The organism is Pelagimonas sp. (assembly GCF_050633425.1).
Classification (GTDB): Bacteria; Pseudomonadota; Alphaproteobacteria; order Rhodobacterales; family Rhodobacteraceae; genus Pelagimonas.
Genome location: NZ_JBOEGM010000023.1, coordinates 1 through 21,869, shown reverse-complemented (window position 1 = coordinate 21,869; position 21,869 = coordinate 1). Strand labels below are relative to the sequence as shown.

General features: G+C 55.0%; 37 protein-coding genes and 1 pseudogene. 17 read left to right on the top strand and 21 right to left on the bottom strand.

The annotated features are described in order from the left end of the window. Window positions 1-193: 193 nt before the first annotated feature. The 3 genes from ACRBB0_RS19760 (at window position 194) to ACRBB0_RS19750 (ending at window position 1,039) form a co-directional block, all read left to right on the top strand. Window positions 194-346, top strand: coding sequence for a hypothetical protein (locus ACRBB0_RS19760; protein WP_341369154.1), 153 nt, complete (start codon window positions 194-196; stop codon window positions 344-346). 88 nt (window positions 347-434) lie between these two features. Continuing rightward, complete coding sequence (locus tag ACRBB0_RS19755) at window positions 435-569, top strand: hypothetical protein (RefSeq protein ID WP_431376185.1); 135 nt, start codon at window positions 435-437, stop codon at window positions 567-569. Window positions 570-622: 53 nt separating this feature from the next. Further along, window positions 623-1,039 carry a hypothetical protein gene (locus ACRBB0_RS19750; protein WP_431376184.1) on the top strand — a complete coding sequence of 139 codons (417 nt, stop codon included), beginning with the start codon at window positions 623-625 and terminating at the stop codon, window positions 1,037-1,039. Between the two features lie 186 nt (window positions 1,040-1,225). Here ACRBB0_RS19750 and ACRBB0_RS19745 read toward each other — a convergent pair whose 3' ends face one another. Beyond that, window positions 1,226-2,122 (bottom strand): ArdC family protein, encoded by an 897-nt coding sequence (locus ACRBB0_RS19745; RefSeq protein WP_431376183.1) that lies wholly within the window; start codon window positions 2,120-2,122, stop codon window positions 1,226-1,228. Window positions 2,123-2,755: 633 nt separating this feature from the next. Further along, complete coding sequence (locus ACRBB0_RS19740; protein ID WP_431376182.1) at window positions 2,756-3,094, bottom strand: hypothetical protein; 339 nt, start codon at window positions 3,092-3,094, stop codon at window positions 2,756-2,758. A 242-nt stretch (window positions 3,095-3,336) separates the two neighbouring features. Between ACRBB0_RS19740 and ACRBB0_RS19735 the strand changes: the two genes are divergently transcribed. From ACRBB0_RS19735 to ACRBB0_RS19725, 3 genes and pseudogenes are all read left to right on the top strand, one after another. Further along, window positions 3,337-3,771 carry a LexA family protein gene (locus ACRBB0_RS19735; RefSeq protein WP_341369165.1) on the top strand — a complete coding sequence of 145 codons (435 nt, stop codon included), beginning with the start codon at window positions 3,337-3,339 and terminating at the stop codon, window positions 3,769-3,771. Continuing rightward, window positions 3,768-4,208 (top strand): annotated as a pseudogene (locus ACRBB0_RS19730) (Y-family DNA polymerase); the annotation flags it as partial. The gene ACRBB0_RS19735 and the pseudogene ACRBB0_RS19730, both read left to right, overlap by 4 nt. A 51-nt stretch (window positions 4,209-4,259) precedes the next feature. After that, window positions 4,260-5,039 carry a DUF4113 domain-containing protein gene (locus ACRBB0_RS19725; RefSeq protein WP_431376230.1) on the top strand — a complete coding sequence of 260 codons (780 nt, stop codon included), beginning with the start codon at window positions 4,260-4,262 and terminating at the stop codon, window positions 5,037-5,039. Between the two features lie 42 nt (window positions 5,040-5,081). On the opposite strand, the gene ACRBB0_RS19720 is transcribed toward ACRBB0_RS19725, so the two are convergent. Both ACRBB0_RS19720 and ACRBB0_RS19715 read right to left on the bottom strand, forming a co-directional pair. Beyond that, complete coding sequence (locus tag ACRBB0_RS19720) at window positions 5,082-5,243, bottom strand: hypothetical protein (protein WP_341369167.1); 162 nt, start codon at window positions 5,241-5,243, stop codon at window positions 5,082-5,084. Window positions 5,244-5,588: 345 nt separating this feature from the next. Beyond that, entirely contained in the window at window positions 5,589-5,753 is a 165-nt protein-coding gene (locus tag ACRBB0_RS19715) for a hypothetical protein (protein ID WP_431376181.1), read from the bottom strand. A 75-nt stretch (window positions 5,754-5,828) separates the two neighbouring features. Between ACRBB0_RS19715 and ACRBB0_RS19710 the strand changes: the two genes are divergently transcribed. Then, window positions 5,829-6,020, top strand: a complete 192-nt coding sequence (locus ACRBB0_RS19710; protein ID WP_431376180.1) for a hypothetical protein — start codon at window positions 5,829-5,831, stop codon at window positions 6,018-6,020. Between the two features lie 7 nt (window positions 6,021-6,027). On the opposite strand, the gene ACRBB0_RS19705 is transcribed toward ACRBB0_RS19710, so the two are convergent. The 7 genes from ACRBB0_RS19705 to ACRBB0_RS19675 form a co-directional block, all read right to left on the bottom strand. After that, window positions 6,028-7,485, bottom strand: a complete 1,458-nt coding sequence (locus ACRBB0_RS19705) for a DUF4942 domain-containing protein (RefSeq protein WP_431376179.1) — start codon at window positions 7,483-7,485, stop codon at window positions 6,028-6,030. After that, entirely contained in the window at window positions 7,482-7,814 is a 333-nt protein-coding gene (locus ACRBB0_RS19700; RefSeq protein WP_431376178.1) for a hypothetical protein, read from the bottom strand. Before ACRBB0_RS19700 ends, ACRBB0_RS19705 begins: the two co-directional genes overlap by 4 nt. Then, window positions 7,811-8,221 carry a hypothetical protein gene (locus ACRBB0_RS19695; protein WP_431376177.1) on the bottom strand — a complete coding sequence of 137 codons (411 nt, stop codon included), beginning with the start codon at window positions 8,219-8,221 and terminating at the stop codon, window positions 7,811-7,813. Before ACRBB0_RS19695 ends, ACRBB0_RS19700 begins: the two co-directional genes overlap by 4 nt. Continuing rightward, entirely contained in the window at window positions 8,218-8,619 is a 402-nt protein-coding gene (locus ACRBB0_RS19690; RefSeq protein WP_431376176.1) for a hypothetical protein, read from the bottom strand. The genes ACRBB0_RS19695 and ACRBB0_RS19690 overlap by 4 nt, the downstream gene beginning before the upstream one ends. Before the next feature lie 516 nt (window positions 8,620-9,135). Continuing rightward, complete coding sequence (locus ACRBB0_RS19685; RefSeq protein ID WP_431376175.1) at window positions 9,136-10,080, bottom strand: hypothetical protein; 945 nt, start codon at window positions 10,078-10,080, stop codon at window positions 9,136-9,138. An 87-nt stretch (window positions 10,081-10,167) separates the two neighbouring features. Then, the gene (locus ACRBB0_RS19680; protein ID WP_431376174.1) at window positions 10,168-10,536 is read right to left on the bottom strand and encodes a hypothetical protein; all 369 of its coding nucleotides are present in this window, start codon (window positions 10,534-10,536) and stop codon (window positions 10,168-10,170) included. 197 nt (window positions 10,537-10,733) lie between these two features. Continuing rightward, entirely contained in the window at window positions 10,734-11,084 is a 351-nt protein-coding gene (locus tag ACRBB0_RS19675; RefSeq protein WP_431376173.1) for a single-stranded DNA-binding protein, read from the bottom strand. Window positions 11,085-11,270: 186 nt separating this feature from the next. On the opposite strand from ACRBB0_RS19675, the gene ACRBB0_RS19670 reads away from it, so the two are divergent. Further along, entirely contained in the window at window positions 11,271-11,432 is a 162-nt protein-coding gene (locus tag ACRBB0_RS19670; protein WP_431376172.1) for a hypothetical protein, read from the top strand. 110 nt (window positions 11,433-11,542) lie between these two features. Then, window positions 11,543-12,025 carry a thermonuclease family protein gene (locus tag ACRBB0_RS19665; protein ID WP_431376171.1) on the top strand — a complete coding sequence of 161 codons (483 nt, stop codon included), beginning with the start codon at window positions 11,543-11,545 and terminating at the stop codon, window positions 12,023-12,025. 73 nt (window positions 12,026-12,098) lie between these two features. Here ACRBB0_RS19665 and ACRBB0_RS19660 read toward each other — a convergent pair whose 3' ends face one another. The 9 genes from ACRBB0_RS19660 to ACRBB0_RS19620 all read right to left on the bottom strand — a co-directional run bounded on the left by ACRBB0_RS19660 (window position 12,099) and on the right by ACRBB0_RS19620 (window position 17,102). Then, on the bottom strand, window positions 12,099-12,392 hold the full coding sequence (locus tag ACRBB0_RS19660; protein ID WP_431376170.1) for a hypothetical protein: 294 nt from the start codon (window positions 12,390-12,392) through the stop codon (window positions 12,099-12,101). Between the two features lie 32 nt (window positions 12,393-12,424). Then, window positions 12,425-12,703, bottom strand: coding sequence for a hypothetical protein (locus ACRBB0_RS19655; RefSeq protein WP_431376169.1), 279 nt, complete (start codon window positions 12,701-12,703; stop codon window positions 12,425-12,427). Further along, window positions 12,700-12,984, bottom strand: coding sequence for a hypothetical protein (locus ACRBB0_RS19650; RefSeq protein WP_431376168.1), 285 nt, complete (start codon window positions 12,982-12,984; stop codon window positions 12,700-12,702). The genes ACRBB0_RS19655 and ACRBB0_RS19650 overlap by 4 nt, the downstream gene beginning before the upstream one ends. Continuing rightward, window positions 12,977-13,261, bottom strand: coding sequence for a hypothetical protein (locus tag ACRBB0_RS19645; RefSeq protein ID WP_431376167.1), 285 nt, complete (start codon window positions 13,259-13,261; stop codon window positions 12,977-12,979). Before ACRBB0_RS19645 ends, ACRBB0_RS19650 begins: the two co-directional genes overlap by 8 nt. Further along, window positions 13,254-13,685 (bottom strand): type II toxin-antitoxin system VapC family toxin, encoded by a 432-nt coding sequence (locus ACRBB0_RS19640; RefSeq protein ID WP_431376166.1) that lies wholly within the window; start codon window positions 13,683-13,685, stop codon window positions 13,254-13,256. Before ACRBB0_RS19640 ends, ACRBB0_RS19645 begins: the two co-directional genes overlap by 8 nt. After that, entirely contained in the window at window positions 13,682-13,921 is a 240-nt protein-coding gene (locus ACRBB0_RS19635) for a FitA-like ribbon-helix-helix domain-containing protein (RefSeq protein ID WP_431376165.1), read from the bottom strand. Before ACRBB0_RS19635 ends, ACRBB0_RS19640 begins: the two co-directional genes overlap by 4 nt. Window positions 13,922-14,083: 162 nt before the next feature. Next, window positions 14,084-14,632, bottom strand: a complete 549-nt coding sequence (locus ACRBB0_RS19630) for a YcbK family protein (RefSeq protein WP_431376164.1) — start codon at window positions 14,630-14,632, stop codon at window positions 14,084-14,086. 172 nt (window positions 14,633-14,804) lie between these two features. After that, window positions 14,805-16,643 carry a ParB/RepB/Spo0J family partition protein gene (locus tag ACRBB0_RS19625; RefSeq protein ID WP_431376163.1) on the bottom strand — a complete coding sequence of 613 codons (1,839 nt, stop codon included), beginning with the start codon at window positions 16,641-16,643 and terminating at the stop codon, window positions 14,805-14,807. A gap of 63 nt (window positions 16,644-16,706) precedes the next feature. After that, the gene (locus ACRBB0_RS19620; RefSeq protein WP_431376162.1) at window positions 16,707-17,102 is read right to left on the bottom strand and encodes a DUF3768 domain-containing protein; all 396 of its coding nucleotides are present in this window, start codon (window positions 17,100-17,102) and stop codon (window positions 16,707-16,709) included. Window positions 17,103-17,558: 456 nt separating this feature from the next. On the opposite strand from ACRBB0_RS19620, the gene ACRBB0_RS19615 reads away from it, so the two are divergent. From ACRBB0_RS19615 to ACRBB0_RS19580, 8 genes are all read left to right on the top strand, one after another. Continuing rightward, complete coding sequence (locus ACRBB0_RS19615) at window positions 17,559-17,921, top strand: hypothetical protein (protein WP_431376161.1); 363 nt, start codon at window positions 17,559-17,561, stop codon at window positions 17,919-17,921. A 285-nt stretch (window positions 17,922-18,206) separates the two neighbouring features. Then, entirely contained in the window at window positions 18,207-18,470 is a 264-nt protein-coding gene (locus ACRBB0_RS19610) for a hypothetical protein (protein WP_431376160.1), read from the top strand. Between the two features lie 28 nt (window positions 18,471-18,498). After that, window positions 18,499-18,747 carry a hypothetical protein gene (locus ACRBB0_RS19605; protein ID WP_431376159.1) on the top strand — a complete coding sequence of 83 codons (249 nt, stop codon included), beginning with the start codon at window positions 18,499-18,501 and terminating at the stop codon, window positions 18,745-18,747. Continuing rightward, the gene (locus tag ACRBB0_RS19600) at window positions 18,748-19,053 is read left to right on the top strand and encodes a hypothetical protein (RefSeq protein WP_431376158.1); all 306 of its coding nucleotides are present in this window, start codon (window positions 18,748-18,750) and stop codon (window positions 19,051-19,053) included. A 4-nt stretch (window positions 19,054-19,057) separates the two neighbouring features. After that, a complete protein-coding gene (locus tag ACRBB0_RS19595; RefSeq protein WP_431376157.1) occupies window positions 19,058-19,405 on the top strand; it encodes a hypothetical protein in 348 nt (115 codons plus the stop codon). Beyond that, window positions 19,402-19,956: a GIY-YIG nuclease family protein gene (locus tag ACRBB0_RS19590; protein WP_431376156.1), complete on the top strand. Its 555-nt coding sequence runs from the start codon at window positions 19,402-19,404 to the stop codon at window positions 19,954-19,956. The genes ACRBB0_RS19595 and ACRBB0_RS19590 overlap by 4 nt, the downstream gene beginning before the upstream one ends. Next, on the top strand, window positions 19,886-20,233 hold the full coding sequence (locus ACRBB0_RS19585; RefSeq protein WP_431376155.1) for an H-NS family nucleoid-associated regulatory protein: 348 nt from the start codon (window positions 19,886-19,888) through the stop codon (window positions 20,231-20,233). Before ACRBB0_RS19590 ends, ACRBB0_RS19585 begins: the two co-directional genes overlap by 71 nt. Window positions 20,234-20,718: 485 nt before the next feature. After that, window positions 20,719-21,390 carry an SOS response-associated peptidase gene (locus ACRBB0_RS19580; RefSeq protein ID WP_431376154.1) on the top strand — a complete coding sequence of 224 codons (672 nt, stop codon included), beginning with the start codon at window positions 20,719-20,721 and terminating at the stop codon, window positions 21,388-21,390. Between the two features lie 8 nt (window positions 21,391-21,398). On the opposite strand, the gene repC is transcribed toward ACRBB0_RS19580, so the two are convergent. Then, window positions 21,399-21,869, bottom strand: a 471-nt coding sequence (gene repC, locus ACRBB0_RS19575) for a replication initiation protein RepC (protein WP_431376153.1), incomplete at its 5' end; no start/stop codon positions are given.

The window sequence follows — 21,869 nt, the reverse complement described above, 5'->3', positions numbered from 1 at the left end:
TCCTTCCCCCTGAAACAAAATAGACAGGGCCGTGTCCTCGCTTCGCTGCGGGCCGCACCAACCCTGTCGATTTGGTTTCACCCCCATCCTCTCATGCTCCGCGCAAACTCGCGGATAGGCGATGGCCTACCCGACTTCGAATTGTGGGTCGGGCAGGAAAATCGCTGTTCTCAGTGAATGCAGAGGAAAATCTATGGGACGCAAACAAAGACTTTATGCTGAACCAATACAGCGAATTTTGGATCGCAAAACGCGCTCGGTTGTTGGATGGCTATACCTCTGGAACACCGGTGAAAAGGTGCCGATGTGGAAGGATGGCAAGCAATTGGATGTGATCTATGAATGACGAAGGGCAGGGGGGACTTTTTAAGCTGGTAGCAGACTACGGCACTAGCAAAAGTTGGCTTCAATCATCGAACGAACGAACTTTGCGCATGTTCGGTAAAGATCATCACCAATCTGCTAAGATCAAGCCGGAACTCACATTGCTGGCCCCCGATGGGTCTGTGATCGCCACGATGGATCATTGGGCGTATGAGTGGAAAGAGGCCGACAAAGGCGCGGCCTAGCCTTCCAAATTCCGAGCCAAAATGCTAGACTGCTTCCGTAAAGGAGGCAGTCTATGCGTATTGTCAAAACCCTTATTTCTCTTGCACTTTTGGCATCTGTGCCGGTTTCTGCATTTGCTTGGGATCACGAAATGGAACGTGGTGTAGACCTCTATCAAGCTGGGGATGCTGACATGGGTGTTTCCTTAGTTTGTGATCCCAACTCCGTCTATGGCACCTCTGTAAGTGCAGTTCTGATCGCACTTGACGCTGATCCAGACATAAGCGCCGTGGCAACGTTCCGTTTCCCTGACCTGATCACCATTGATGCGCCGATGGCACACGGTCGTATCTCCAAGGCTGATAACCAAAACGGCATCTGGGAACCTCTGGTGGCCGGTCTCCGTGCCCATAGCGCCGTGGATGTTTCATTGAATGGCGAAACGCATACTGTCGCACTTGGCGATCCTTTGCCGTTTAGCTGCCTCTGATCTGGCCGGAAGGGCCAGGGCGCGAAGCGCAAGGCGGGGCAGGGGGCGGGCGCAGCTCGTCCCCTGCCGCGTCACCATCATCATCCCGTGAAAAAGCCCCCACCTTTTCAGGCAGGGGCAGCATCGGCCAAGTGGGCCAACAGGGAGGGGTTTAGCTTACCACCTTTGGCCGATATAGCTATGTGGCTACGCGGCCTCCTGCGTCGTGGATTGCTCAACCTGTGCTGTGATGTAGTCCACTGCTTTTTGTGCCTCTGATGCGGCTTTGAAAATCAGGTTCTTATCGTCCTTCAAGGCTTTCAACCAAGATTCGACGTATGCGGCGCTCTGGTCAAAATCTGGCTCAATCCCAAGTTTCACGGCAAGGATGCAAGCGCCGATTTCGGCAACAAGTTCTTCGAATGCGTAGGCTGTGCGGTCATTAAATTTCTTGATCCGGTCCAGCCGCTTCTCGCCGCCGCTCCAATGCGTGATTTCGTGACCTAGAACCCCATAATACTTGGCTGCGCTGAAAAACGTAGCGATTGGCGGCATGTGAACGTGATCCTCGGACGGGCGGTAATAGGCGCGGGGTTCGTCGGTTGTGATGATCTTCGCGCCTGTGTTAGCAAAGAATGCCTCTAGGTCGGCATCTGGCTCGGTTCCAAGATCGCGGGCAGGATCAGGCAGGACGTAGTATTCAGCGGGCAAACCTTCGATTTCGTCGGCGTTGAATACGTTGTTGCACTTAGCAAAGGGGACGCGGGTTTTGCCTTCCCCGTCTGGTGCGTCGTTACCCTCTGCATCCTTTTCGAATGTGCCATAGAAAACAGAACGTGCCGCCTTCGATCCCTTCTTGACCATGCCGCCCAATTCCTGCGCCTGACGAAAGGTCATCCACCGCTCGGACGAATAACCGCGCTCGGATGCGGTCGCCCACAACATCAAAATGTTGATCCCGCGATATGCCTCTCCGTTGTGACGCAATGGCAAAGCGGCTGATCCTGCGCCACCTGTCCACGGCTTGCGCCAAGGTGGTGTGCCTGCTTCGATTTGCGCGACGATTGTATCTGTGACGTGCTGGTGAATATCTACTTTTGGCATAACCTATCATCCTTTGTGGTGTCGCTTGGGTCTGTGCGCCCAATGGTTCGGGTTTTATGGACAGCGCGAATGCGCCTGCTCCTGAAAACCTGAATGCGATGAAAGGAAGGATTAGGAGGCTCCAAGCCTAATCGACGGGGGGTGGTGCGGCCCGCAGCGCAGCGAGGACACGGCCCCCGGCTATTCGACTTGGAGGCGGCGGTATCCCTACCGCTAACGCCCCACAGTGGCGTTCGGCTTGTCCGAACCCCAAGGGGCCAATGAAAAGTCAGGACCAACGGTCCGTAGGGCAGGGGGTTATCCAGTGCGGGTGAAGGCGGCTTGACCGCCTGAATCCCAAACCGTCGCACTCCCGCAAACGAAGACATCACACATCGAAGTGTCGGGATTGTGGGTAACGCGCTGCCCGCCCAAGGCGAAGCGAACGACCGTCACCGGCAGGCTGATCGGCGCGGCCCAGGGCGAGCATGAGACAAAGGAAGCGGGGCGGCTCAGAGAGACGGCCCGACGACTATTGGATCAGCTCGTATCGGGGCGCGGTGTTCAGGTGGAAGCCGCTTGCGGCTGGAACTAGGGCGCAGTGGACCGCCCAACGGGCGGGACATGGGCCACCAAACGTCCTGCTCTGTGTGCTTAGATTTCGGTATTCAGCGAAAGTGTCACGGAATGTCCCTCAATCACGGGGAAGGAAACTTCGGTGAAGCCGCCGTCTGTTAGGAACGACACGATCCCGGTCACAGTCTTGAACTCACGAACGCAAATTTGACCAGCAAGTCGAGAACGCGCCGTGACAAGCATCTGCTTAGACCCGTCAGGATGATGGGCCTCCATGGTCCAAACACCGTGCCACGTTGACGCTTTTCGCGTTGGCGTTTGGGTGCAACGGATTAGCAATTTTGACCCTGTTTCAAGCCGGTGGCGCAAAGCCACCTCAGTGATCACGTTTGGGATCGGGGCAAGTGTTTCCGACAAAGAACAATCCAGTGTAGCAGACAATGATATGTTATTGTACCAAGCTCCGTCGAAACGACAAGCAGCAAAGGGGCTGTCTGCCCCCGCGCCCTGCAGGGCGCTCCCCCGAGGATTTTTAGGGGAAGATGAATAGGAAAAGTTTCACAGCCGGATCGCAATTCCAGTTTGGTCAAACCTTGACAGAATGGGGCGACTTGGCAGAAAGAGGAAAAGAACAATCCAAGAACATAGGAGGGATTTGGATGCCTGTTTTTCCGGTGGAAACACCTGTGGTTGCCAATGGTATGCCCCTTCGGTTGGTGACAACGCCTGCCAGCGCGGGTTTTCCGTCCCCCGCTGCTGATGATCTTGAAGACGAAATAGACCCGATTTCATGGGTCGTTCGTCGTCCTTCATCGACATTCTGGTGGCGTGTCGAAGGCGACTGCCTTTGGGACGCCGGAATCCGTGACGGTGATCTGATCGCTGTTGATCGTGCGGGCAAGCGAAGGATTGGCCGTGCGGTTCTGGCCGTTGTGGAAGGGGCAGTGACCGCCAAAATCCTGCGCAAGCGGGATGGGCGGTATTTTCTGGCCCCGGCCAATGGCCGCGAGACCTTCCCAGAAATTGAACTGACCGAGGACAGTGAAATTTGGGGTGTGATCGCAGGCGTCGTGCGGCGGTATGATCTGGAATGAAGCGGCCTATCGCGATTTCCGATAGCGCCAATTTCTACGTCTCTGCTGAACGGATCTTCGACCCCGCCCTGAAAAACGTGCCGGTGATCGTCTTGTCGAACAATGATGGGTGCGCGGTAGCTCGATCCGATGAAGCCAAGGCGCTCGGAATCAAGATGGGCTAACCGCTGCACCTGCTGCGCGATAAGATCAAAGCGCATGGGGTGAAGGTCTTTAGCTCGAATTACACGCTCTACGGCGACATAAGCCGTCGCGTGGTCGAGGTTTACGAAGACTTCACGCCCAATGTGGAAATTTACTCGATAGATGAATGTTTCTTGGACTTTGGCGGGTTCAAGGATCGGGCAGAACATGCCCGCGCGATGAGGCGCGAGGTCCTGAGGCGGATCGGCGTGCCGGTGCGCGTCGGGATCGCGCCGACGAAGACGCTGGCGAAGTGCGCAAACGACATAGCTAAGAAGAACCCGATATTCGGCGGGGTGCTGGATATGATGGACGACACACTGGCCGATTGGCTCCTGCCAATGGTGCCAGTTGGGGGCATTTGGGGCATTGGGCGCAAGACTGACGCGAAACTGCGTCAGCTTGGTATCCAAACAGCGTCAGACCTTCGGGCCATGCCGTTAAGGCAGGCCCGGGCGGTCGGAACGGTCGTACTCGAACGCACGGTTCTGGAATTACAAGGTGAACCATGTTTGGCTTTCGATGATGTTGAACCGCAGCGCAAAGGCATGGCTGTCACCCGCTCGGCGGGTCAGCCCATGACGGATTTCGACACGGTTTTTCAAGCCGTGTCTACGCATGTGACCCGTGCAGCGGAAAAATTGCGCCAACACGGGCTTGTCGCGGGAACGCTGACGGTGTTTTTCCACACCAACCGGCATCGCAAGGACCGTCCGCAATATGCGGGCAGTAGGTCCACGCGGATCATGCCAATGTCCTGCGATACATTTGAGCTGGTGCGGGCGGCGCGGCGATGTGCAGACGCCGCCTGGCCGAAAGGACAGGCGGCAAAATTCGGCTTCACGAAAGCTGGCGTTATGCTCGATGATCTTCTGCCTATCGAGGACCGACCGCGAACGCTTTTTGATGCGCCCCGCAGCAAAAGCGGTGAAGCGATGCGGGCGCTCGATCTGATTAATGATAGGTTCGGGAAAAAGACGATGGTGCTTGCAAGTGAGGGCGTGAACCGGCCTTGGCAGCTTCGGGCGGAACATCGCAGCCCGCGCTACACGACGCGTCTGTCAGATTTGCCGATTGTGCGATGACAAAGGCAAAAGCCCCGCGAGGGGCTTTGCCATGCAGCCGCGCTATTTTTCGCGGCGCTTGATTGTGAACTCGATCTTGAGAAGGATCAGGTTGATTTCGATGCTGAGGCTCAAGTCGATCTTGCGCAGTTGCTTTCTGAGTGTCTTCAAGCGGCGGGCTGCGATGCGACGTAACCGATTAGATTTTTTGCGTAAATATTTCATGGTAATCTCCTTAGTGAATAAACAGGGACGCCAGACACGGCGTTAAAGGGGGCCTGTCCACACGCGCGGCACGCGCCCCGAAGGGCTTGGTGTTGACTGGCCCACGCGCCGTGTAGGGTTCCCGGTCGTTTTTCACGGAGATTGCTATATTTTCGGAAACTTCGGTTCTAGGATCGCTGCTTCCGAAGACACGGGGTCTGCGCTCGATCCGCCTTCAGCTCGTCAACGGTTCTTCAGGTCAAATTCACAATGATGCACTGGCCGCGATAGCGGCTGCATGGCAAACCCTGTTGCAAGGCAGGGTTTACCGTTTCCACGGTCCCGCTGACCGTGCTGACGCGCCCGCTAGGGCGTGTCGTTCAAAAGGGCCTCAAGGCGCTTTTGAGCAAATTTCGCCAAGGCATCTGCATCGTTGGCGGCGTCAACAGGATCGCGGTTCAACAACGCCACTTTCGCGTCCCTGAGCCACGCAGATTGCGTTGCGTCGATTTCATTCTGATCAGTCGGCATAGCGTGTCCTAGCAGTGAAAGGGGGCTGTCGGCCCCCGCGCCGGTGGCGCTCCCCCCGAGGATATTTTAGGGAAGATGAATGAGAAGAATAGAGGATTAAACCAAATGTCTAAGCGCGATGATCGTGACCAAAAAGATAAGCAGAATCGTGACCTTGAAGACGGCGCAAATTATGCAACCTGCCTGCACTGCAACAACCCCTTCCGCGTCAGCGAAGGGGTGGTGACGCCCGATGCCGCAATCTGTGATGTGTGCAACGGGCGCTGATCCAATATCAGTTTTGCTTTGTGATCTTGAAAGTCACGGTGTTGATGTTGGTGCCAGCCTCGGCAAAACTCTCGGCGGGTAGGTCGGTGAACATGCCCCAGCTTCGCCCGCCGTTGGCTTTCTCGGCCCATCGGCGGAACTGAATGTGGGCTTTGCTTTGGCCGACTTCGGCGGATGCCGGAACGATGGCGATAAGCTGGCCCCCGTATTTCAGGAAGTCATAGGCATGGCGCAAGTGGTCCATCCAATGCGTCCGAAAGAAGGGCGGATTCTGGATCACCGCGTCATAGATCGGGTTCGCTGGCTGGTTCAAGAAATTGCCGTGTATCACGCTGCAATTTGGGCCTTCATGCGCCCGCAACTGGCGCACCCTGTCCGCGTGTATCTCGATGGCCGTAACCTTGTGGCCCTTCGCCAGAAGCGGCCTGACAAGGTGCCCTGTTCCTGCGCTTGGCTCAAGGATATGTTGGCCGTCTTCATAGCGAAGGTGATCTACAACCAAAGCCGCTGCCTCGGCGGGCGTGTGGTAGAATTGCAGGTCTTTGGACGGTAGGTTTGTGCGCTTGGTAAAGGCGGCGCTGTCCTCGTCCTTGGGGGCGGCGTCGGGGATCACTTCGCCGTAGTAGTCGGCCAAAACCTGATTGGCCTTTGTGACCAGATCATCGCGGGTGAACCAAAGGTGGGCGTTGCCATTCATAAAGCCCCGGATGCGGAAAAACCGGCTTTCGGTCAAAGACTGTTGCGGCCCGTAACCGCGCCGGTCGGCGTCGATCTCTTGGATCAAGCCGCGACCGGCTGGCTTCTGGTCGTCCAGCTTCGCAAAGACACGCTCCACGTCGATGATGGTTTCTTCGGCCCATGTTCGGTTGAAGCTGCCCGAATATTCGGAAAACGCACGATCAACGATCATGCGTGAACCGAGTTTGAAAGCGTCATGCGATTTGAAGCGACTATCAAGCCGCGCAAATGCGACGGCCAGCCCCCGTGCAAAGGTCAGATCGGCATTGCACATCCACGTTTCAAAGGTGGCGCGAACGTCCTGCACGGTGACGGGCGGGACTTCCTCGCGCAAGCCTTGGTCGAACTCGCGTGATCCTGTGGCGTCCATCAGGTCACGGATGCCTGTTTCTTCCAACAGGTAAGACCAGACGGATGCGTCAAGCTGGCGGCGGTAGGTTTCAACCGACTGCGCGGCGTCAAAGCCCTGCTGCGAAAGGTGTTCATAGTGTTTGTTGTGGGTCCGGTCGATGCCCCAATATTTCCGGCCGCATTGGGCTTTGCGGGCAAAGGCGTTGGCCTCGTCGGTGAGCGCATAGGCTGCTTCAAGGGTGGCGGCGGCGTCGGTGATCTTGGCAAGTGCTGCATCGCGGGCAGCAACAATATCTTCGATTTGCGAAGTGATCGCGGGCAGGCTCGATGCCTGCTCGCTATCGTCGGCCATGATTTCGGGGGCTTGCATGTTCATGCGCTCATTCCTTCAAATAGATCGGCTTGGGGGTCGGCTTTTGGTGGTACGGGCTGCAAAGGGTCGATGCCCTTTGCCTCAACCGTGAATTTCCACTCACGTTGCCGTTTTGCGCCCCAATCGGTTGTGTAGTTTTCGCTGATCCGAACGCCGTAGATGTTCGGCAGGTCTGCATCGGCGGTGACGCAATACCGCTTTGGTGATCCTTTGTAGCCAAGCCATGCGTTATGGTGATCCTGTCCGCGCAGGTATTCGATGCAATCTAGGATATTGCGTTTGTCGCGGGCGGTTAGATGCCCGCCCGTGATCTTGAAAATGCTCGGTTTCATCGCATGGACTCCTTGTCCTCTTCGTCTTTTTCCGCGCGGTAATATTGAAAGGCGTTCTTGTCGTGCCTGTCGAATGCAAGCGTGCTTTGATCTGCAAGGTGGCGCAGGTCACATAGGGCATAAGTGAGCAGGTCAGGGACGCTATCCACGCCGTATAGTTCTGCAAGGGCAGAGAAAATCCGGTCGCTCTGACGTTCCGCCAACTGGCGGGCTTCGGCGTTGCCGTATGTCAAAGCCTCTGGCGATAGATGTTGAATGGTGACGCCGCAACATGCGACGCCTGTGGTGCTGTCGGCATCCAAAAGGCGCAGCAAATCATTATGGATGGCTTGGCCTTGATCTTGGCGACTGTCCTCTGCGGGACAGTCATAGACCATTTGAGCGGTGATCGTGATTTCCTCTCTCATTGACCCGCCTCCGTCCAGTCGGACGCCCATGCGTCCATTGTGGCGATGGTGTTGCCCTCGGGATCAATCAGGGTCATTTCAGGCTTGATTTTTGCCGCTTCGTGGTGGTCTTTGCCGAACATGCGCAACATGGTTTGATCAGAAGATGAAAATTCGTAAGTTGCCGTGTCGTAGTCAGCCCGCAGTGTGAAAATACCAATGCCATGCGTTCCAGCTAGGCGCATCGCGCCTTGTTCCGTTGGGTGTGTGTAGATATTTCCGTCAGCCCCAACGTAAGCCCAGCGATCAAACTGCTTCGCTGTATCCGTGCCATTTCGCACATCATTAATCGCCGCGCGTAGGTGCGCCGGATTTTCAAAAACCTTCATCATATCGTGTTCCTTTGTGGTGTGGTCCATTCTGGTGTTTCCCAAAATTGGACAAGGGTTCTGGAAGGTCCGCGTAGCGGTGCCTCTCCTGAAACCTTGGCCCTCGCCGAGAGCAGGGGGGGAACCGATGCAATGCTGAAATCCAGCCCAAAGGGGAGGGGGATCACCCGTTAACGCAGCGCGGCGCAGCCGTGACCGATGATGGGGACACCCCTTTGGGTGCAGTATTTCGGGGTTGCATTGGGGGACCGGCGGTCCCCTGATCGTCGTGCAGTGGCGTACGGCTTGTCCGAACCCCAAACGACTAGAAAAACCGGATCGAGCGAGATCCGATGCACAAGGCGAAGCGAACGACCGTCACCCGAAGGGCAGATCATCGCGGCCCAGGGCGGGCATGATGGAAAGGTGGCGCCTGGCTCTGCAAGAGACGGGCCCCATCCTATTTCATCAGCTCGTATCGGGGCGTGGTGTTCTGGTGGAAGCCGCCTGCCGGCTGAAACTAGGGCGCGGTGGCCCGCCCTTGGGGGCGGGGCATGAGCCTAACGCCTACTGGTATGCAGCTTTTGATAGCAACGCTTTACGCGACCCGAAAACTTCACGCAGGATCAATGCCAAATTTTCATTTGTTGCGCACAGATCGGCGTCCTCTGGTCCTTCATGTGCTTCCATCATCGGACGAATTTCATCGTCTTCGACCAACAGGATAAATCGCTGTTCGTCGCCAGCAATATCATCAAATGTGTCGCTACCCGCGATGGAAATGGCGATCCGAACCGAAGTCCCAGCTAACGCAACTTCTTCATCGGTGAGGTCATGGGCTTCGCCGTACCAATCTGGCGAATAAGGAATATCGAGACAAACTTCGTCGGGGTGAGGGTGGAAGTCGCTGCCGCCAGAAAATGTGGTTTGAACATTTTTCCAACTGGATAATTCAGTCTTTAGAAAGCTGTAAAAATCAACATCAAAGCGTGCAACGCTGTCCTCGCGCTCGATGCAAAGCTCCATCTGCATATCCTGTTCGACCCAAAGACGAACCCAGAAATTCGTTGTGCCAATCTCTTCGTCTGGTGCTTCTGGGACAACATAGCAGAAGTCATCGGGACCTGAACTATAAGCGTGGGCGGCTATGTCGGCGAAAAGGCTTTCGTAGAAGCCCTTTGAGACCGGCATGAAGCCGCGCCGCATCTGCGTGACGGTAGGCAGGCTGATGTATTGTTGGGCCATGTGTTCGCCGTCATCTGCGACGGCGAGATCATTGTAAGCCGAAGCAACAAGTGCCGCGAAGTCCTGCAATCGAGCCAGCTTGTTGTAGCTTTCGAGAACAAGATCATCGGGCATTGCCATCTTCCCGCTGATCCATTTTTTGATTGTATCGAGGCGGACGCCATAGAAGACGGAGGCTTCTTTTTGGGAAAATCCGAACCGCGAGATAAGAGTGGACGCCTCGTTTGGCAGTTTGAACGGATAGTCGGGAATCGAGATTTCGGGCATGGTTGGTCCTTGAATTTAAGCAGCGCTTTGGATTTGAAACCAGACACGGCGGTTAAGACCACCGAGGGTAGATAAGTCATACAATGGTCAGTCGTTTGGGGCAACGGTTTCAGTTTGGGCCAATTCAGACACGATCAAGCCAACAATGCTGGCATATGTCATAGAACCGTCTGGCTGCTCGGATCGTGAGAGCGATTTTGCAACGTCTTCTGGCCGCACGCCGTGTTGCAAAAGAAGCGAGAACATCACGCAGGCGTCTTGAACCTGAAATTCAAGCTGCGATCCTGACTTGAAGCCCGCGGAGTAGAAGACCTCGCGGGGTCGCCCATTTTCCTTTGGATCATATCCGACCGACAGGTGAATGTTGTGACCGTCTGGTGTCGTGATTTTGCGGGTCTCTGTGAGCCGCCTCGATGGCAGGTCGTGACGTGGATCAGGCGTGTCTTTGTAGTCCATCGGCTTGTCCTCTGTGATGACCTTCCCGGCTATCCGGTTGGAAAAACCCCTTGGGTTTTTGTCACCGGGAAGGAACCTTTGGTGAGAGGGCCGACCGGAAACGTCCAATCCTTATTCTCGTTATCTGCGACCGAAAACGTCCAGCCGACTGACAAGCCCGTTGGGGGAGTGGTGGGCCGTTAGGCCCACCGAGGGTGTTAGCCCTCTTGCTTTTTCGCTGCGCGGCGGCGTTCGTCCTGGCTCATGTTGTCGAAGTCGTCAGCCGCAAGGGTCATGCCGTATTCGGTGCCACCGGAGCTGTTTTCCCATTGTGTCTGGCGGAGCGTGCCGCGAACATGGACCAGATCACCGGGTTGGGTGTTCTCTTTCACCCACGTGATGACGTTCTCGTTGAAGATCGTCACTTCGTTCCAGTAGGCGTTTGCCTGAAAGTCGCCGTTGTTGTCTTTGCGTCCGTATTCGGCGGCAACTGTGACCCGGAGGGTGTTGCCAACGTCTTTGGTCTTACCTACGCGGCCCATGATCTGAAATTCTGCAAAGGTTCTCATTGTGGTGTCTCCTTGGTGAGAGTGTTTCGATAAAAAACGGTCAAGCGTGTATTCGATGCGATCAAACCAAAAAACGGAGGGTCCGAACGATATTATAATATTGTAAAATATTCTAATTCGGATGGAAACCGTTTTTTTGTTTGAAGGCAAAGGCGTAGCCGGAGCCGGTCGCTAAGAGAAAACTAAGTGAAGTTCCGTTTGAGAAACACGTCCAAGGGGACACTTGAGAACCGTCGCGCTCAGTTTTTAGAAGGGCCGGGTAAGACCAAGGATGTTGGTGACTGTGCAACAGTGATCAACACCGAATACAGCAAAGACAGCAGCGGAACGGGCAAACGCGGAACGTGATGGGGATCTTCGGCGGGGGCAGAAACAGGGTGAAAGTCCATCCCGATTGGTCCATGTTTGTGGCATGATTTGGCAGCGGGAAAGACCGCGCTTGGCATAATGGAATGACCATGGCTTACACAGGCAACAGAAGCGGAACGCGCCTCAGAGAAAAAGCTCTGCGGGTCTGCGCCTCGATGTGGGACAAAAGACCCCCACTCTCTTACCGGGCATTGCAGGCTGGTTTGGCATTGGCGCTGATTACGGGGCAGGTGAACGCTGAAACAGTCGATCCGGCGGCGGTGTATGTCGTTGATGGCGACACAATCCGCATGGATGGCGATAGCTGGCGGCTGGTCGGTTTGGACACGCCAGAGACCTTTGAACCGCACTGCGACTTCGAGCTGGCGCTAGGACAGGCAGCAACCGCTCGACTGCGGGCGTTGATGACGTCCGGACGTGTGGTGGAAGTGATCAGATTGCCGGGGCGTGACCGCTTCGATCGGGGGTTAGCGCGGCTCTATGTCGGGGGAGAAAATATAGCGGACATTTTGATCCGCGAAGGGTTGGCGCGAGTTTATGATGGTGGTCGCCGTCAAAGCTGGTGTGGCTGACGCTTTAGCGTTTCTGCGCGAATAGCGCAGGCCCGTGTTCGCAGGGCATCGCCCTGGGGGAACGGGCAGAAAATCACTTTGACCGACGCACAGTCCCGATAAGGCCGGTCGCAACAGCCATGAACCCTGTATACATCGTGAAGGCCAGCCAGACCGCCACAAAGATCAGTCCGATGTTTGAAATTAGCGTTGGCTCTCGGTCAAAGCGGAATGCCTCGGATGAAAGGCCCTTCGCGAGCATTGCGCCAAATCCAAGGGCCGGTAGAAACACGGTCCAGCCTGCAAGCGAATAGCGGTTGCAGGTTGTTCGGCCCTCGGACCAACAAGACTTCAAGACACGCAAGGGGCGGAAAATGACTTCTGCCATGCGTATCTGCATTTCTTCCAAGATAGGCAGCATCATTCGTACCGAGCGCGGCATTGATAAATCAACAGAGCGGCCCCGATCAGCCCAACCAGACAGAAACCGCCGATGATACTGGTCGCCAGCCAAAAATCGTCGGGCCGGACAGTTCGAAGCGGAAAATAGCTGCGGGCCAGCCAAGACCAATCCACGGCAGCGGTGAAACCGTAGTCGCGGAAGGTGAAATAGGCGGTCGCGCAGATATAACCCAAGATGCCAGCCACGGCGGTAACAACGACCGTCGCGACGATGGCCTTACCGCCTGACATTTTCATGATGCACTCCTGTTCATATCTGCTTCAATGGCTTGCAACTCTGCGGCCATAAACTCGTCCAATTCTTCATCAATTTCGGCGCGGTATGCGTGGTAAGGGTTGGCTGGCCCGTATCGGACACCACGCTCCCAGAAATTACCGTCACGGCCATAAAGCCATGCGCGATGAACCTGTGATCGTGGAAACAAGCGCCGGAACCATACAGGCAAAATGCGACCCCCGTAGCCTTGAACGCAGACCCACAACAGGAACCGTCCATAGATCGACGTAGGATTATCCATCGCAAGGCTCTAATTTCGATGAGGTTGGCCCTGTATCTGGTCGGGATGCCATGTGCTGAGTGAACAAATCGACCGCTTTGTGATCGGGTCGATCAAATTCAGCATTAACTTTATCGAGCGCCGTCAAAAGGATTTTGGTCGCCCAGATAGGGTCAAACCCCATGTCCAGCACAGCCTCTTTGATGGCTTCGGCTGCGAGGTCGTCGTTGTCGATAGGCAAGCCACCATTGTTATTGATGATCTTCATGAAGCGGTCATACTCGGGGCGTTTAGTCATCTGTTTCTTTCCAAGGGTTGATCACATCCAGCCGAAACGCCTCAAAGGGGGCAATGTCCCGTGACGCGACAGGGGCCATGTTGTTTGCGACCGCAATTGATGCAATTTGGCCGTCCGCAAACCCAACAGAGATACCTTCGCCACGAACAAGAGCCATTCGCATTCCGAAATAGTGGGCGGCGGTTGCATCGAAAGGCAAAATTCGTCCTCTGAATTGATCCTCAATGATGTGGGCTACGGCATCTTGCAACTCAGCGGCCCGCTTTCCATCGGGCAAACAATGTGCACCGAACATAAGCTCCGCAGCCGTGATTGACGTTAAATACAGGTTCGTCGGTTCTTGTTGATCCAACCAGTTCACGACATTCGGATTCGGCGCAGGTTTCTGTAGCTCGGAAATGACGTTGGTATCGAGAATAATCATCCTAGCTCCAATGGCTGTGCTGGGGTTTTGTCTCTGGCAACATCCAATTCGTCACCCTCAATCCCTTCAAAGCAAGCCCGCAGGCGCGTCCCAAACCCCCCTTGCTTTTCCGATACAAAAGTTTCAACCAACAACGCTCTCACCTCGGCTTCTGCACTTCGGTTGTTCTTTGCCGCCCGAAGTTTCAGCGCGTCATGAATTTCATCTGGCAGATTTCTAATTGACATATTTCCCATGCGTTCGCTCCTTGCTATCATTTCAATGAATGCTATCAAATCTGGGGAATGATGGCAAGTTATAAAATGCTATCACTTCACTCGTCCGTGGAAAAAAAGGCCCCACCGCAATATGGTTACTGCGAGCGGGGCCAGGTACATCCTCACCACAAGGAAACTCTATCATCCACTCCAACGCCGCCCCTCTGGACCAACATCAATGTGGGTAAAATCGGCGTAGCGGCCAAGGCCATGAACCCCGTAGGATTCGGCGTAGCCAACAACAAGGGCAGGGCTAACGCCAACCATGTTGAAGTCACACGCTCGGCCTCGGACGTGCTGCGAATTGCGGGCTGCGCCTTCGATGGTTGCGTTACGGCTGGCCGTGCGGAACCCTGAGTTAATCAGTATCAATTTGGGTTCTGCAAAATCGAGCGACATACGCGTTTGGATCAACGCAAGATCACCAAACAACAGTGGGTCAATCTGACGTTGCGCACCGCCCGCCCGCCAGTCCCGCCACAACCAATTCAGCCGTTGAAGGTTGCTATTGTCATATCGCTGGCCGTTGCGGAACCGCACGGCAAGCCTGTCCCCATTGGTGTTCGCAACCAAGATGCGATCATAACCAATTTCTGCCCACGGGGTATCTTGAGCATTACAAATAGCCGGTGCCGAAAGCATCATGGACGCCATCACGGCTGTTTTGATGAAGTCTCTTTTCGATTGCATTGCTATGTCCTTTTCCCAAACGGCTGGGATCATCTTCTGTGTAATCGCAACAAAACAATATTACAATATTGTCACTACATTGCCATATTGCAGATACACAAGAGAGCCGTGACTTAACGAGTGTCTTGGTTTCTCAGGGGGGGCAGGGCGCTTATGCGCCCCACTCCATGCTTCAAACCATGCCTTCGGGCAACCATGCTGCGATGCGGGCTTCTTGCGTCTCGGTGACGCCAAGGGCCTTGCGTGTGGCTTCGTCACCAAACAGCTTTTCCAGCTTTGCGGCCTTCTCGCCCTTTTTCAGTGCCGCAAACGTCTTGGCAGCATCATGGCTGTCGGACAGGTCCAGCAATTCGTTCCACAAGGCAATCATGTAGGGGCCACCAACACGGCTAAAGAAATTCTCGGCTGTCGGGGTGAAGTGATCCCGCGTGACCTTCTTTGTCTTCTCGTCAATCAACTCGCCAAGATCAGCGTGTGAGATTGAAAGCTGACCGATCAGAGTTCGCACAAGCATATCCATGCACTTCTTATGGCCGCGCTTGCGGAATGCGGTGAAGTCCTCGGCCTTGCTGCCTTTGCTCTCTACGGGGTCAGGCAACGTCAGGCGCTTGTCCTGCGTGTAACCTGTCTCGCACTCCGGCACGTTCGCCAGATGGGGCAAAGACACATCATAGGCATGGATACGCTGCCAACCCTTCGATTGGGTCAACTGGAAAGCCAGTAGATCAAGGGCAAGGGTTGGGTCGTCCAGTAGCGCATTCTGACGTGCGCCAATGACGATCCGGTCAAGGTCTTCCTGCAACTTCGCTGAAATGGGTGATTTCTTCGGGGTCTCTTTGTGCGCCGATTTCTTCAAGACGCCCGCTGCGATAGCTGCCTCTTGATCCTCTTGGCGCACAAGCCCTTCGATCACCTCAATGTCTCCACTGTGATCAACGTAGATCACAACGCCTGCATGGGCCTGCTGCTCTGCCGTAAAGCCACCATCAGCCTTTGCCTGCAATTCCAGAAATTCAGCCGTGCCAGCTTCATCGCAAGCATCACCATTGACCAGATCGCCCAACTCGTCGTAGCGGTCGCTTTCTTCCTCGGTCAACACGCCTTCGACCTTGTAGACCCGCGCCATCTTCATGCGGCTGATCGTATCGCTATAGACATAATCGTCCGTGATACCCTCGCCCCAAGTCCAGCCATTGTCCGTTGCGATCTGCGCGGCAGTGCTGGCAAGTTTCGCCTCAAAGCACTCCTGCAAAATCGCTGGATCATCAAAGATCGTTTCGTCTTCAAACAGGTCGCCACCAACACGGCCCCCTGCGGCCTTGTAGTCTTCAACACCAACAAAGGCGGCGCGGCGGTCACTGCCTTTGACGTGATCGGGCTTCAAACCTTCCTTGATCTGATAATCGGACATTGCGCCCCAACCCTTCGTGCCGTTCGCCTTCACGCGCTCCAACACTTCAAGGGTCAGCTTTTCGTCATTGCTGATTGTGAACGCCTTGGCTTGGGACATGCTGATTTCACTGGCCTTCAACGCATCCAAAACAGCCGTGTGCAGACCAGCCATTGCCAAACGGCGATAGACCTTCTTTTCGGTCACGCCATAGGCCACGGCGATCTGTCCTGCGCTCAAACCTGTCTTCTCCAATGCGCCGTAGTCACGGATTTCATCGGCGGGGTGAAGGTCTTGGCGCTGCGCATTCTCACTTGTCGCCCAGAGTTTCGCGGTGTCTTCATCGGGCGCAATCTGAACCTGCACGTTCTGAAAGCGCGGATCGTCCTGCAAAAGCGCGAGGGCGCGGTAACGACGCCCACCAGCGACAACACCAACACCCTTGGTCCCATCATGGCGGAACCCTGCAAGGTTGTGGATCAGGCCAGCGATTTTGATGTTCTCAGCCAGCGATGCGATTTCATCTTCGGAAACCACTGTGCGCGGGTTCAAAGGGGAAACATAAAGATCGGCAAACGCTACGGTTTCGGTGATCTGCGGGATTGTTGTTTGGTCAGTCATTTTTCTATCCTTGATATGGTGATGGGTTTGGGTGGAACGCCCTTCGTCGGGCGCTCTCGATTTTCAGTAGTCAGAGGGGAAAAGGACCGTCATGACCCGCTTGGTTTGCTCCAAGTCGGTTGGGTCTTCGGCTCCGTATTCAAGGTCCCAATCGTAGAGGTCGATCTTGAACCAAATGGTCTTTGTCTCGTCGCCTACAGTGATTTCCACCGCACCAAAGCTGTGATCCCCATAAGGGTCGTTATCTTCGGTAAAGTCAGAAAACTTCTGAATTGCCTGCATCAGTCGCGCCATCCAAGCGGGGCTTAATGCTGCCACGGCTTGCGTCATGACGATCTGGCCGGGGATGGTAAAATCCGCCCCCCATGTATTGCGAAAACGGTCATTGTGATCTGCGATCAGCTTGGCCCGTTCCGCAGCCTCAAAATCTTCTTCGGGAATTGAAAGCGCGTTGCTCATATCGTGTTCCTTTGTGGTGTGGTCCGTTCTGGTGTTTCGCAAAATCGGACAAGGGTTCTGGAAGGTCCGCGTAGCGGTGCCTCTCCTGAAACCTTGGCCCTCGCCGAGAGCCGGGGGGGAACCGATGCAATGCTGAAATCCAGCCCAAAGGGGAGGGGGATCACCCGTCAACGCAGCGCGGCGCAGCCGTGACCGATGATGGGGACACCCCTTTGGGCGCAGTATTTCGGGGTTGCATTGGGGGACCGGCGGTCCCCTGATCGTCGTGCAGCGGCGTTCGGCTTGCCCGAACCCCAAACGACCAACAAAGACTCAGGGCCACCGGCCCGTCGCAGAAGCATAGCGATGATGTTTCGATCCGCCCTGGGCGGTTCACGCCGGACGTGAATGCCGATCTATCTCGCTGGAAGTAGAGCAAAAGATGAATATGCTGCACACAACTTTGGAGGTATATTCATGTTGAAAAATTCACGCAGGCACATGCGCCTGCACACTTTAGTTTTGGTTGCACTCATCGGATCCTCGTCTAATGGCGCTGTAGCGCAAGACGCAGCATCTGACGACTGCGAGCTGGCCGTCGCTGCCATGATCAATTTGGCGCAGACGAATTTAGCCAACAGTGAAGCGATGGTGCAATTATCCATTGATAAGTTGGGTCTTCTGACGTCGATCGGAGGACAGGCAAACGCAGATATGGTGGAGGCCATGTCAGCAATGGATGAAACACTTGATGGTGTTGAGCAAATTGACAGCCCCGTGGTTGCGGGTGGGATCGCGGCGATGCGCCGTATGTGTCCTGACGCATTCCCTCAAAACTGAGAGAATAGGGGCTGTCTGCCCCCGCGCCCTGCAGGGCGCTCCCCCGAGGATTTTTAGGGGAAGATGAATGAAACGATTTTACGCGTAGACCGGCGGACAACACGCTGTCTGTGTACGGATCAGGTACATAATATTATTGTATTAGACACAATCTTGTAATATTGTCGGAAACTGCGGACCTAGCAGGGATGCGACGGTGCGTGGAAGGTGAAAAAAACTCCGGTTGGATTTACCGAAAGGGCCGGGACCGCAAGGTTTCGGTCCTTTTTCTTTGAGAGGACGCAAATGAAATTTGTATTGATATTGGTGCTGTTCAATTTTCAGTCGGGATCAGAGGTGATCACGGCGGAATTTGACGACATGCAAGCCTGCGCGGATGCGGCTTTGCGCACGTTTCAGGGCGTAGATGCTGCCGTTGAATTGCGGGCGCTGGTGCCTGTTGAGGGCGCGACCGTGCTGGATGGCACGATGATCGCGTATAATGCTGATGGTGCGGAAACGGGAATGTATAGTTGCAGTCCGTCGCGCTCCACAAATTTGGGAGAATAGGGTGTTGGAAGACATTAAGTGGGCTGGGATGGCTGTGCTTTGGCCCCCCGCAACGAAAAAAGCGCGTGGGATGGTTTTATCGTTTCGCCAGTGGTGCATGATGCTCGGCGGGACGTTCTTCATGTTTTTGTGGAGCGTGTTCGTTGGCTCGTTCTTCATGTCGTCTTACGATCCAGTTGGCGGCGGCGCAATTTTCATTGGGCTGCTCATGGTCGGTGCAGCATTGTATTTTGCGTATCTCTTTTATGCCTTTGGTTGGCGGACGAAGACGCAGTAGATGAAAAACACAGAGACATACCGTGAAGGCTTTAGCGCCATATTGGCGTTTGAAGCTGCCTTCGATCATGCGGAAAAACTGCATGGACCTACTGCCTTTGACCCCCGCAAGGCTGACTTGTCTTCGCCTGGACTTGCGATGCTCAGACAAGTTGGCGAACGGTTGGATCGTTTGGGGGGCAGGGACGCGATGTTTGCTGCTGCTCACGCCCTTGCTGAAACCGATCCGCGCCGGTTCTACGGCCTCGGAGTGCTTTTAGGCGTTGTTTGGGCTGGCATTGGTGAGTGGTCATTGATCCGAGGATAATGCTTTGAAGATAATCAAGAACACGACCGATGTTCTGCAATTATCATCGAGAACTTGGTTCTGGGGCGGCGGGGTCGATGTGACCTTCGATAGCTTTATGAACAACGTCGAGATTTCGGAAAAAAGAGCCCTCACGACCGATACTCGTCGGTTCGGATTGTCGGAAGTCAGAGACGCTATTGTGGTTTCTGACACGCGCAACAGACGGCGCACGGTTCACCGTGTCGCGCTTTTCGTTGATGGCAGGTTGCACAAGGGCGCATATCGTCTTTCCGGCCAGTTTGCCGATAGCAACGACGCAGAGAAAATCAAAGAGTTGATAAACCGCTGGCTTGATCGGCGGTTCGCATGAGACGCCGCAGGCGGCGCAAGGGAATTGCTTGGTTTCGGCGGCGACCGGCATGGGGGACTGTATATCTTATGCAGTCTTTGGATGAACCGGACTTGTTCAAAGTCGGGTTTACCAAACGGCTGACGAAAAGCCGCAGAAACGAATTGAAAGGCAAAGTGGGGGGTCGATTGAAGGTCTATTACACTTTGTCGATGCCCAATGCATATTTCACGGAACAACGGGTTTTGCGCGATTTGCGGGCGCGATGGTTTGGCCGCGGTGATCGTCGCGGAACCGAGTGGTTTCGGTTGCGGCGCAACGAAACACTGCCTGACGTAGCTGCCCGAATTTTCAAAGCTGCTGGCGTGGTGCGCCGGGTATCGAAGCTGAAACTATCTTGGCCGAAGGACCAAGAATTTGTGATCTATAGTTGCAATGAACTGGCCCTTTTGGACGATAAGGGCAAAGATCGGCTGGGAATTAGCAAGGAAGGCAGGGAAAATGGCACTGGTGGATTTGAAAGGAAAGTCAAAGCGCGAGCTGAAGGCGCTCCTGAAGAACATCGAGAGTGAAATTGTGCGCCGCAGGAAGCAGGAATTTCGCGAGGCAAAGCGCGTAGTGGGCGACATTGCAAAAAAGCATGGCTTCACGCTGCAACAGCTTTTGGCTGACGCACCGGCGCCAGTGAAAAGGAAAAAGCGGCAATCGGCACCTCGACCGCCCAAACCGCCGAAGTATCAAGATCCTCGGTCGCCAGAGAAAGCATGGTCCGGCTTTGGCCGTCCGCCAGCGTGGTTTAAGGAACATCTTGCGAACGGAAAAACGCCCGAAGACCTATTGATCACATGAAACGGTCTATGCGTTCTACGCTTGTATGGGGCGTAATTGCCGACCTTGAAAACTGGCGGCGTTCGATGCCAGCTGCGGTGATAATTCGTGATGACGATGCACTGTCGCAACTTGAATCTGGTGAGACTTGCATTGGTTTGGCACATGCCCCGACCGAGCGGGCATTGTTGGCGCGGTTTCCCTCCCTTCACACCCGTTGTCTTGATCTACTGCCAGCATCGCAAAGCACCCACTAGCGGCCGTCAGGTCGCGTGGGCGAAGATCGTCACCCTTTGGGCAGATCGGACCTTCCCTGGGCGGGGATGAAGCGAAGAAAATGACGCGGCTCTGTAAGAGACGCGGAATGACTATCGCGGCACCGTGCGCAGGGTAGGGCTGTTCTGGGTGTAAGCCGTCATGTGCCGGCTGAAACCTAGAGCTGGTCGGACGCTTGCGTTCGACGCCCCAAAAATTTCATTATGAAGGTCAAAACCGGGGCCTGAAAAATGTGCAATCTCTACTCCAACAACCTGCCTCAAGAGACGATGCGGCGTCTGTTCAACGTTAAGCCTGCAAATGATCAGCTTGGAAATGCGCAACCACTGCCTGCGATTTTCCCAAAGGGTAACGCCCCGATCATCACGCTCGATGGCGAGGGTTCGCGTCGGCTGGCAAATTCTCATTGGGGTTTCGTGCTGCCGCAAAAATCCAAGGTGACGGGAAATCCGATTCAGCCCAAGGCCGTGAACAATGCGCGTGACGATAAGCTGCTGACTTCGAGATTTTGGAAAACCAGTTTTGAAACGCGGCGTTGTCTCGTCCCAGCAACCAGTTTTTGCGAGGCCAAAGGAAAAAAACCGGCGACGTATTTTTGGTTTGGGCTGAAAGGCGACGAAGCGCGACCGCCGTTTGTGTTTGCGGGTATTTGGCGGTTTTTCAAAGGCGAATACGGACAAGAAGAACGGTCGCAGGTGACGTCCTCGATCATTACGACAAAACCCAATGAACTGGTGCGCGAGGTGCATCCAGACCGGATGCCTGTGATCCTGTCGCCTGAAAATCACGATGTTTGGCTCCACGGCTCGCCCGAGGATGCCTTTTCGTTGATTGAACCGTTTCCAACCGAACAAATGACGATCCACAAGCACGGGGAATGGCTCAAATCTGACGCTGGATAGCAAAACAATCATCTGCTTTGCTGATCTTTCCGCTCGGCCAGTGCTTTCAAGCTACCGACGAGATTCAGGGTGCCGTTGCGTGCTGCACTTGTCATGCCACGAAGGTATCCGCCGGGGTTCTGAACACGGATTTCCGGTGTAAACCTGTTTGCATCTGTGATGATCAAGGCGAGAAGGGCGTCATTGTGGCCCATCACTTCGCAAGCGTCACGCCATGCCGTTTGATTGATACCCAATTCGGGAAGCATCTGCACGGCTGCGGCAGAAACGTCATGCTCGGTGGGGGATCGTCCACTGGTCCTTGCGTCGATGTAAAGCTGCATGTCCGGCGATGCGAGACCATAAAGGATCGGTCCTGACAGCTTTAATCGAATTTCGCCCTTGCTTGCTTCGCGCGACCTTTCATCATCTTTTTCCCTGCAATGTTCAGGGCCGTTAGGCTCTGAACCATCATACCCAGAGTGCGCGGGCTTGCCCGC

Coding starts and splice junctions, on each gene's coding strand:
- ACRBB0_RS19760 (WP_341369154.1), top strand. CDS start 194: ATGGGACGCAAACAAAGACTTTATGCTGAACCAATACAGCGAATTTTG.
- ACRBB0_RS19755 (WP_431376185.1), top strand. CDS start 435: ATGTTCGGTAAAGATCATCACCAATCTGCTAAGATCAAGCCGGAACTC.
- ACRBB0_RS19750 (WP_431376184.1), top strand. CDS start 623: ATGCGTATTGTCAAAACCCTTATTTCTCTTGCACTTTTGGCATCTGTG.
- ACRBB0_RS19745 (WP_431376183.1), bottom strand. CDS start 2,122: ATGCCAAAAGTAGATATTCACCAGCACGTCACAGATACAATCGTCGCG.
- ACRBB0_RS19735 (WP_341369165.1), top strand. CDS start 3,337: ATGCCTGTTTTTCCGGTGGAAACACCTGTGGTTGCCAATGGTATGCCC.
- ACRBB0_RS19725 (WP_431376230.1), top strand. CDS start 4,260: ATGATGGACGACACACTGGCCGATTGGCTCCTGCCAATGGTGCCAGTT.
- ACRBB0_RS19720 (WP_341369167.1), bottom strand. CDS start 5,243: ATGAAATATTTACGCAAAAAATCTAATCGGTTACGTCGCATCGCAGCC.
- ACRBB0_RS19715 (WP_431376181.1), bottom strand. CDS start 5,753: ATGCCGACTGATCAGAATGAAATCGACGCAACGCAATCTGCGTGGCTC.
- ACRBB0_RS19710 (WP_431376180.1), top strand. CDS start 5,829: ATGAATGAGAAGAATAGAGGATTAAACCAAATGTCTAAGCGCGATGAT.
- ACRBB0_RS19705 (WP_431376179.1), bottom strand. CDS start 7,485: ATGAACATGCAAGCCCCCGAAATCATGGCCGACGATAGCGAGCAGGCA.
- ACRBB0_RS19700 (WP_431376178.1), bottom strand. CDS start 7,814: ATGAAACCGAGCATTTTCAAGATCACGGGCGGGCATCTAACCGCCCGC.
- ACRBB0_RS19695 (WP_431376177.1), bottom strand. CDS start 8,221: ATGAGAGAGGAAATCACGATCACCGCTCAAATGGTCTATGACTGTCCC.
- ACRBB0_RS19690 (WP_431376176.1), bottom strand. CDS start 8,619: ATGGACCACACCACAAAGGAACACGATATGATGAAGGTTTTTGAAAAT.
- ACRBB0_RS19685 (WP_431376175.1), bottom strand. CDS start 10,080: ATGCCCGAAATCTCGATTCCCGACTATCCGTTCAAACTGCCAAACGAG.
- ACRBB0_RS19680 (WP_431376174.1), bottom strand. CDS start 10,536: ATGGACTACAAAGACACGCCTGATCCACGTCACGACCTGCCATCGAGG.
- ACRBB0_RS19675 (WP_431376173.1), bottom strand. CDS start 11,084: ATGAGAACCTTTGCAGAATTTCAGATCATGGGCCGCGTAGGTAAGACC.
- ACRBB0_RS19665 (WP_431376171.1), top strand. CDS start 11,543: ATGGCTTACACAGGCAACAGAAGCGGAACGCGCCTCAGAGAAAAAGCT.
- ACRBB0_RS19660 (WP_431376170.1), bottom strand. CDS start 12,392: ATGGCAGAAGTCATTTTCCGCCCCTTGCGTGTCTTGAAGTCTTGTTGG.
- ACRBB0_RS19655 (WP_431376169.1), bottom strand. CDS start 12,703: ATGAAAATGTCAGGCGGTAAGGCCATCGTCGCGACGGTCGTTGTTACC.
- ACRBB0_RS19650 (WP_431376168.1), bottom strand. CDS start 12,984: ATGGATAATCCTACGTCGATCTATGGACGGTTCCTGTTGTGGGTCTGC.
- ACRBB0_RS19645 (WP_431376167.1), bottom strand. CDS start 13,261: ATGACTAAACGCCCCGAGTATGACCGCTTCATGAAGATCATCAATAAC.
- ACRBB0_RS19640 (WP_431376166.1), bottom strand. CDS start 13,685: ATGATTATTCTCGATACCAACGTCATTTCCGAGCTACAGAAACCTGCG.
- ACRBB0_RS19635 (WP_431376165.1), bottom strand. CDS start 13,921: ATGGGAAATATGTCAATTAGAAATCTGCCAGATGAAATTCATGACGCG.
- ACRBB0_RS19630 (WP_431376164.1), bottom strand. CDS start 14,632: ATGCAATCGAAAAGAGACTTCATCAAAACAGCCGTGATGGCGTCCATG.
- ACRBB0_RS19625 (WP_431376163.1), bottom strand. CDS start 16,643: ATGACTGACCAAACAACAATCCCGCAGATCACCGAAACCGTAGCGTTT.
- ACRBB0_RS19620 (WP_431376162.1), bottom strand. CDS start 17,102: ATGAGCAACGCGCTTTCAATTCCCGAAGAAGATTTTGAGGCTGCGGAA.
- ACRBB0_RS19615 (WP_431376161.1), top strand. CDS start 17,559: ATGTTGAAAAATTCACGCAGGCACATGCGCCTGCACACTTTAGTTTTG.
- ACRBB0_RS19610 (WP_431376160.1), top strand. CDS start 18,207: ATGAAATTTGTATTGATATTGGTGCTGTTCAATTTTCAGTCGGGATCA.
- ACRBB0_RS19605 (WP_431376159.1), top strand. CDS start 18,499: ATGGCTGTGCTTTGGCCCCCCGCAACGAAAAAAGCGCGTGGGATGGTT.
- ACRBB0_RS19600 (WP_431376158.1), top strand. CDS start 18,748: ATGAAAAACACAGAGACATACCGTGAAGGCTTTAGCGCCATATTGGCG.
- ACRBB0_RS19590 (WP_431376156.1), top strand. CDS start 19,402: ATGAGACGCCGCAGGCGGCGCAAGGGAATTGCTTGGTTTCGGCGGCGA.
- ACRBB0_RS19585 (WP_431376155.1), top strand. CDS start 19,886: ATGGCACTGGTGGATTTGAAAGGAAAGTCAAAGCGCGAGCTGAAGGCG.
- ACRBB0_RS19580 (WP_431376154.1), top strand. CDS start 20,719: ATGTGCAATCTCTACTCCAACAACCTGCCTCAAGAGACGATGCGGCGT.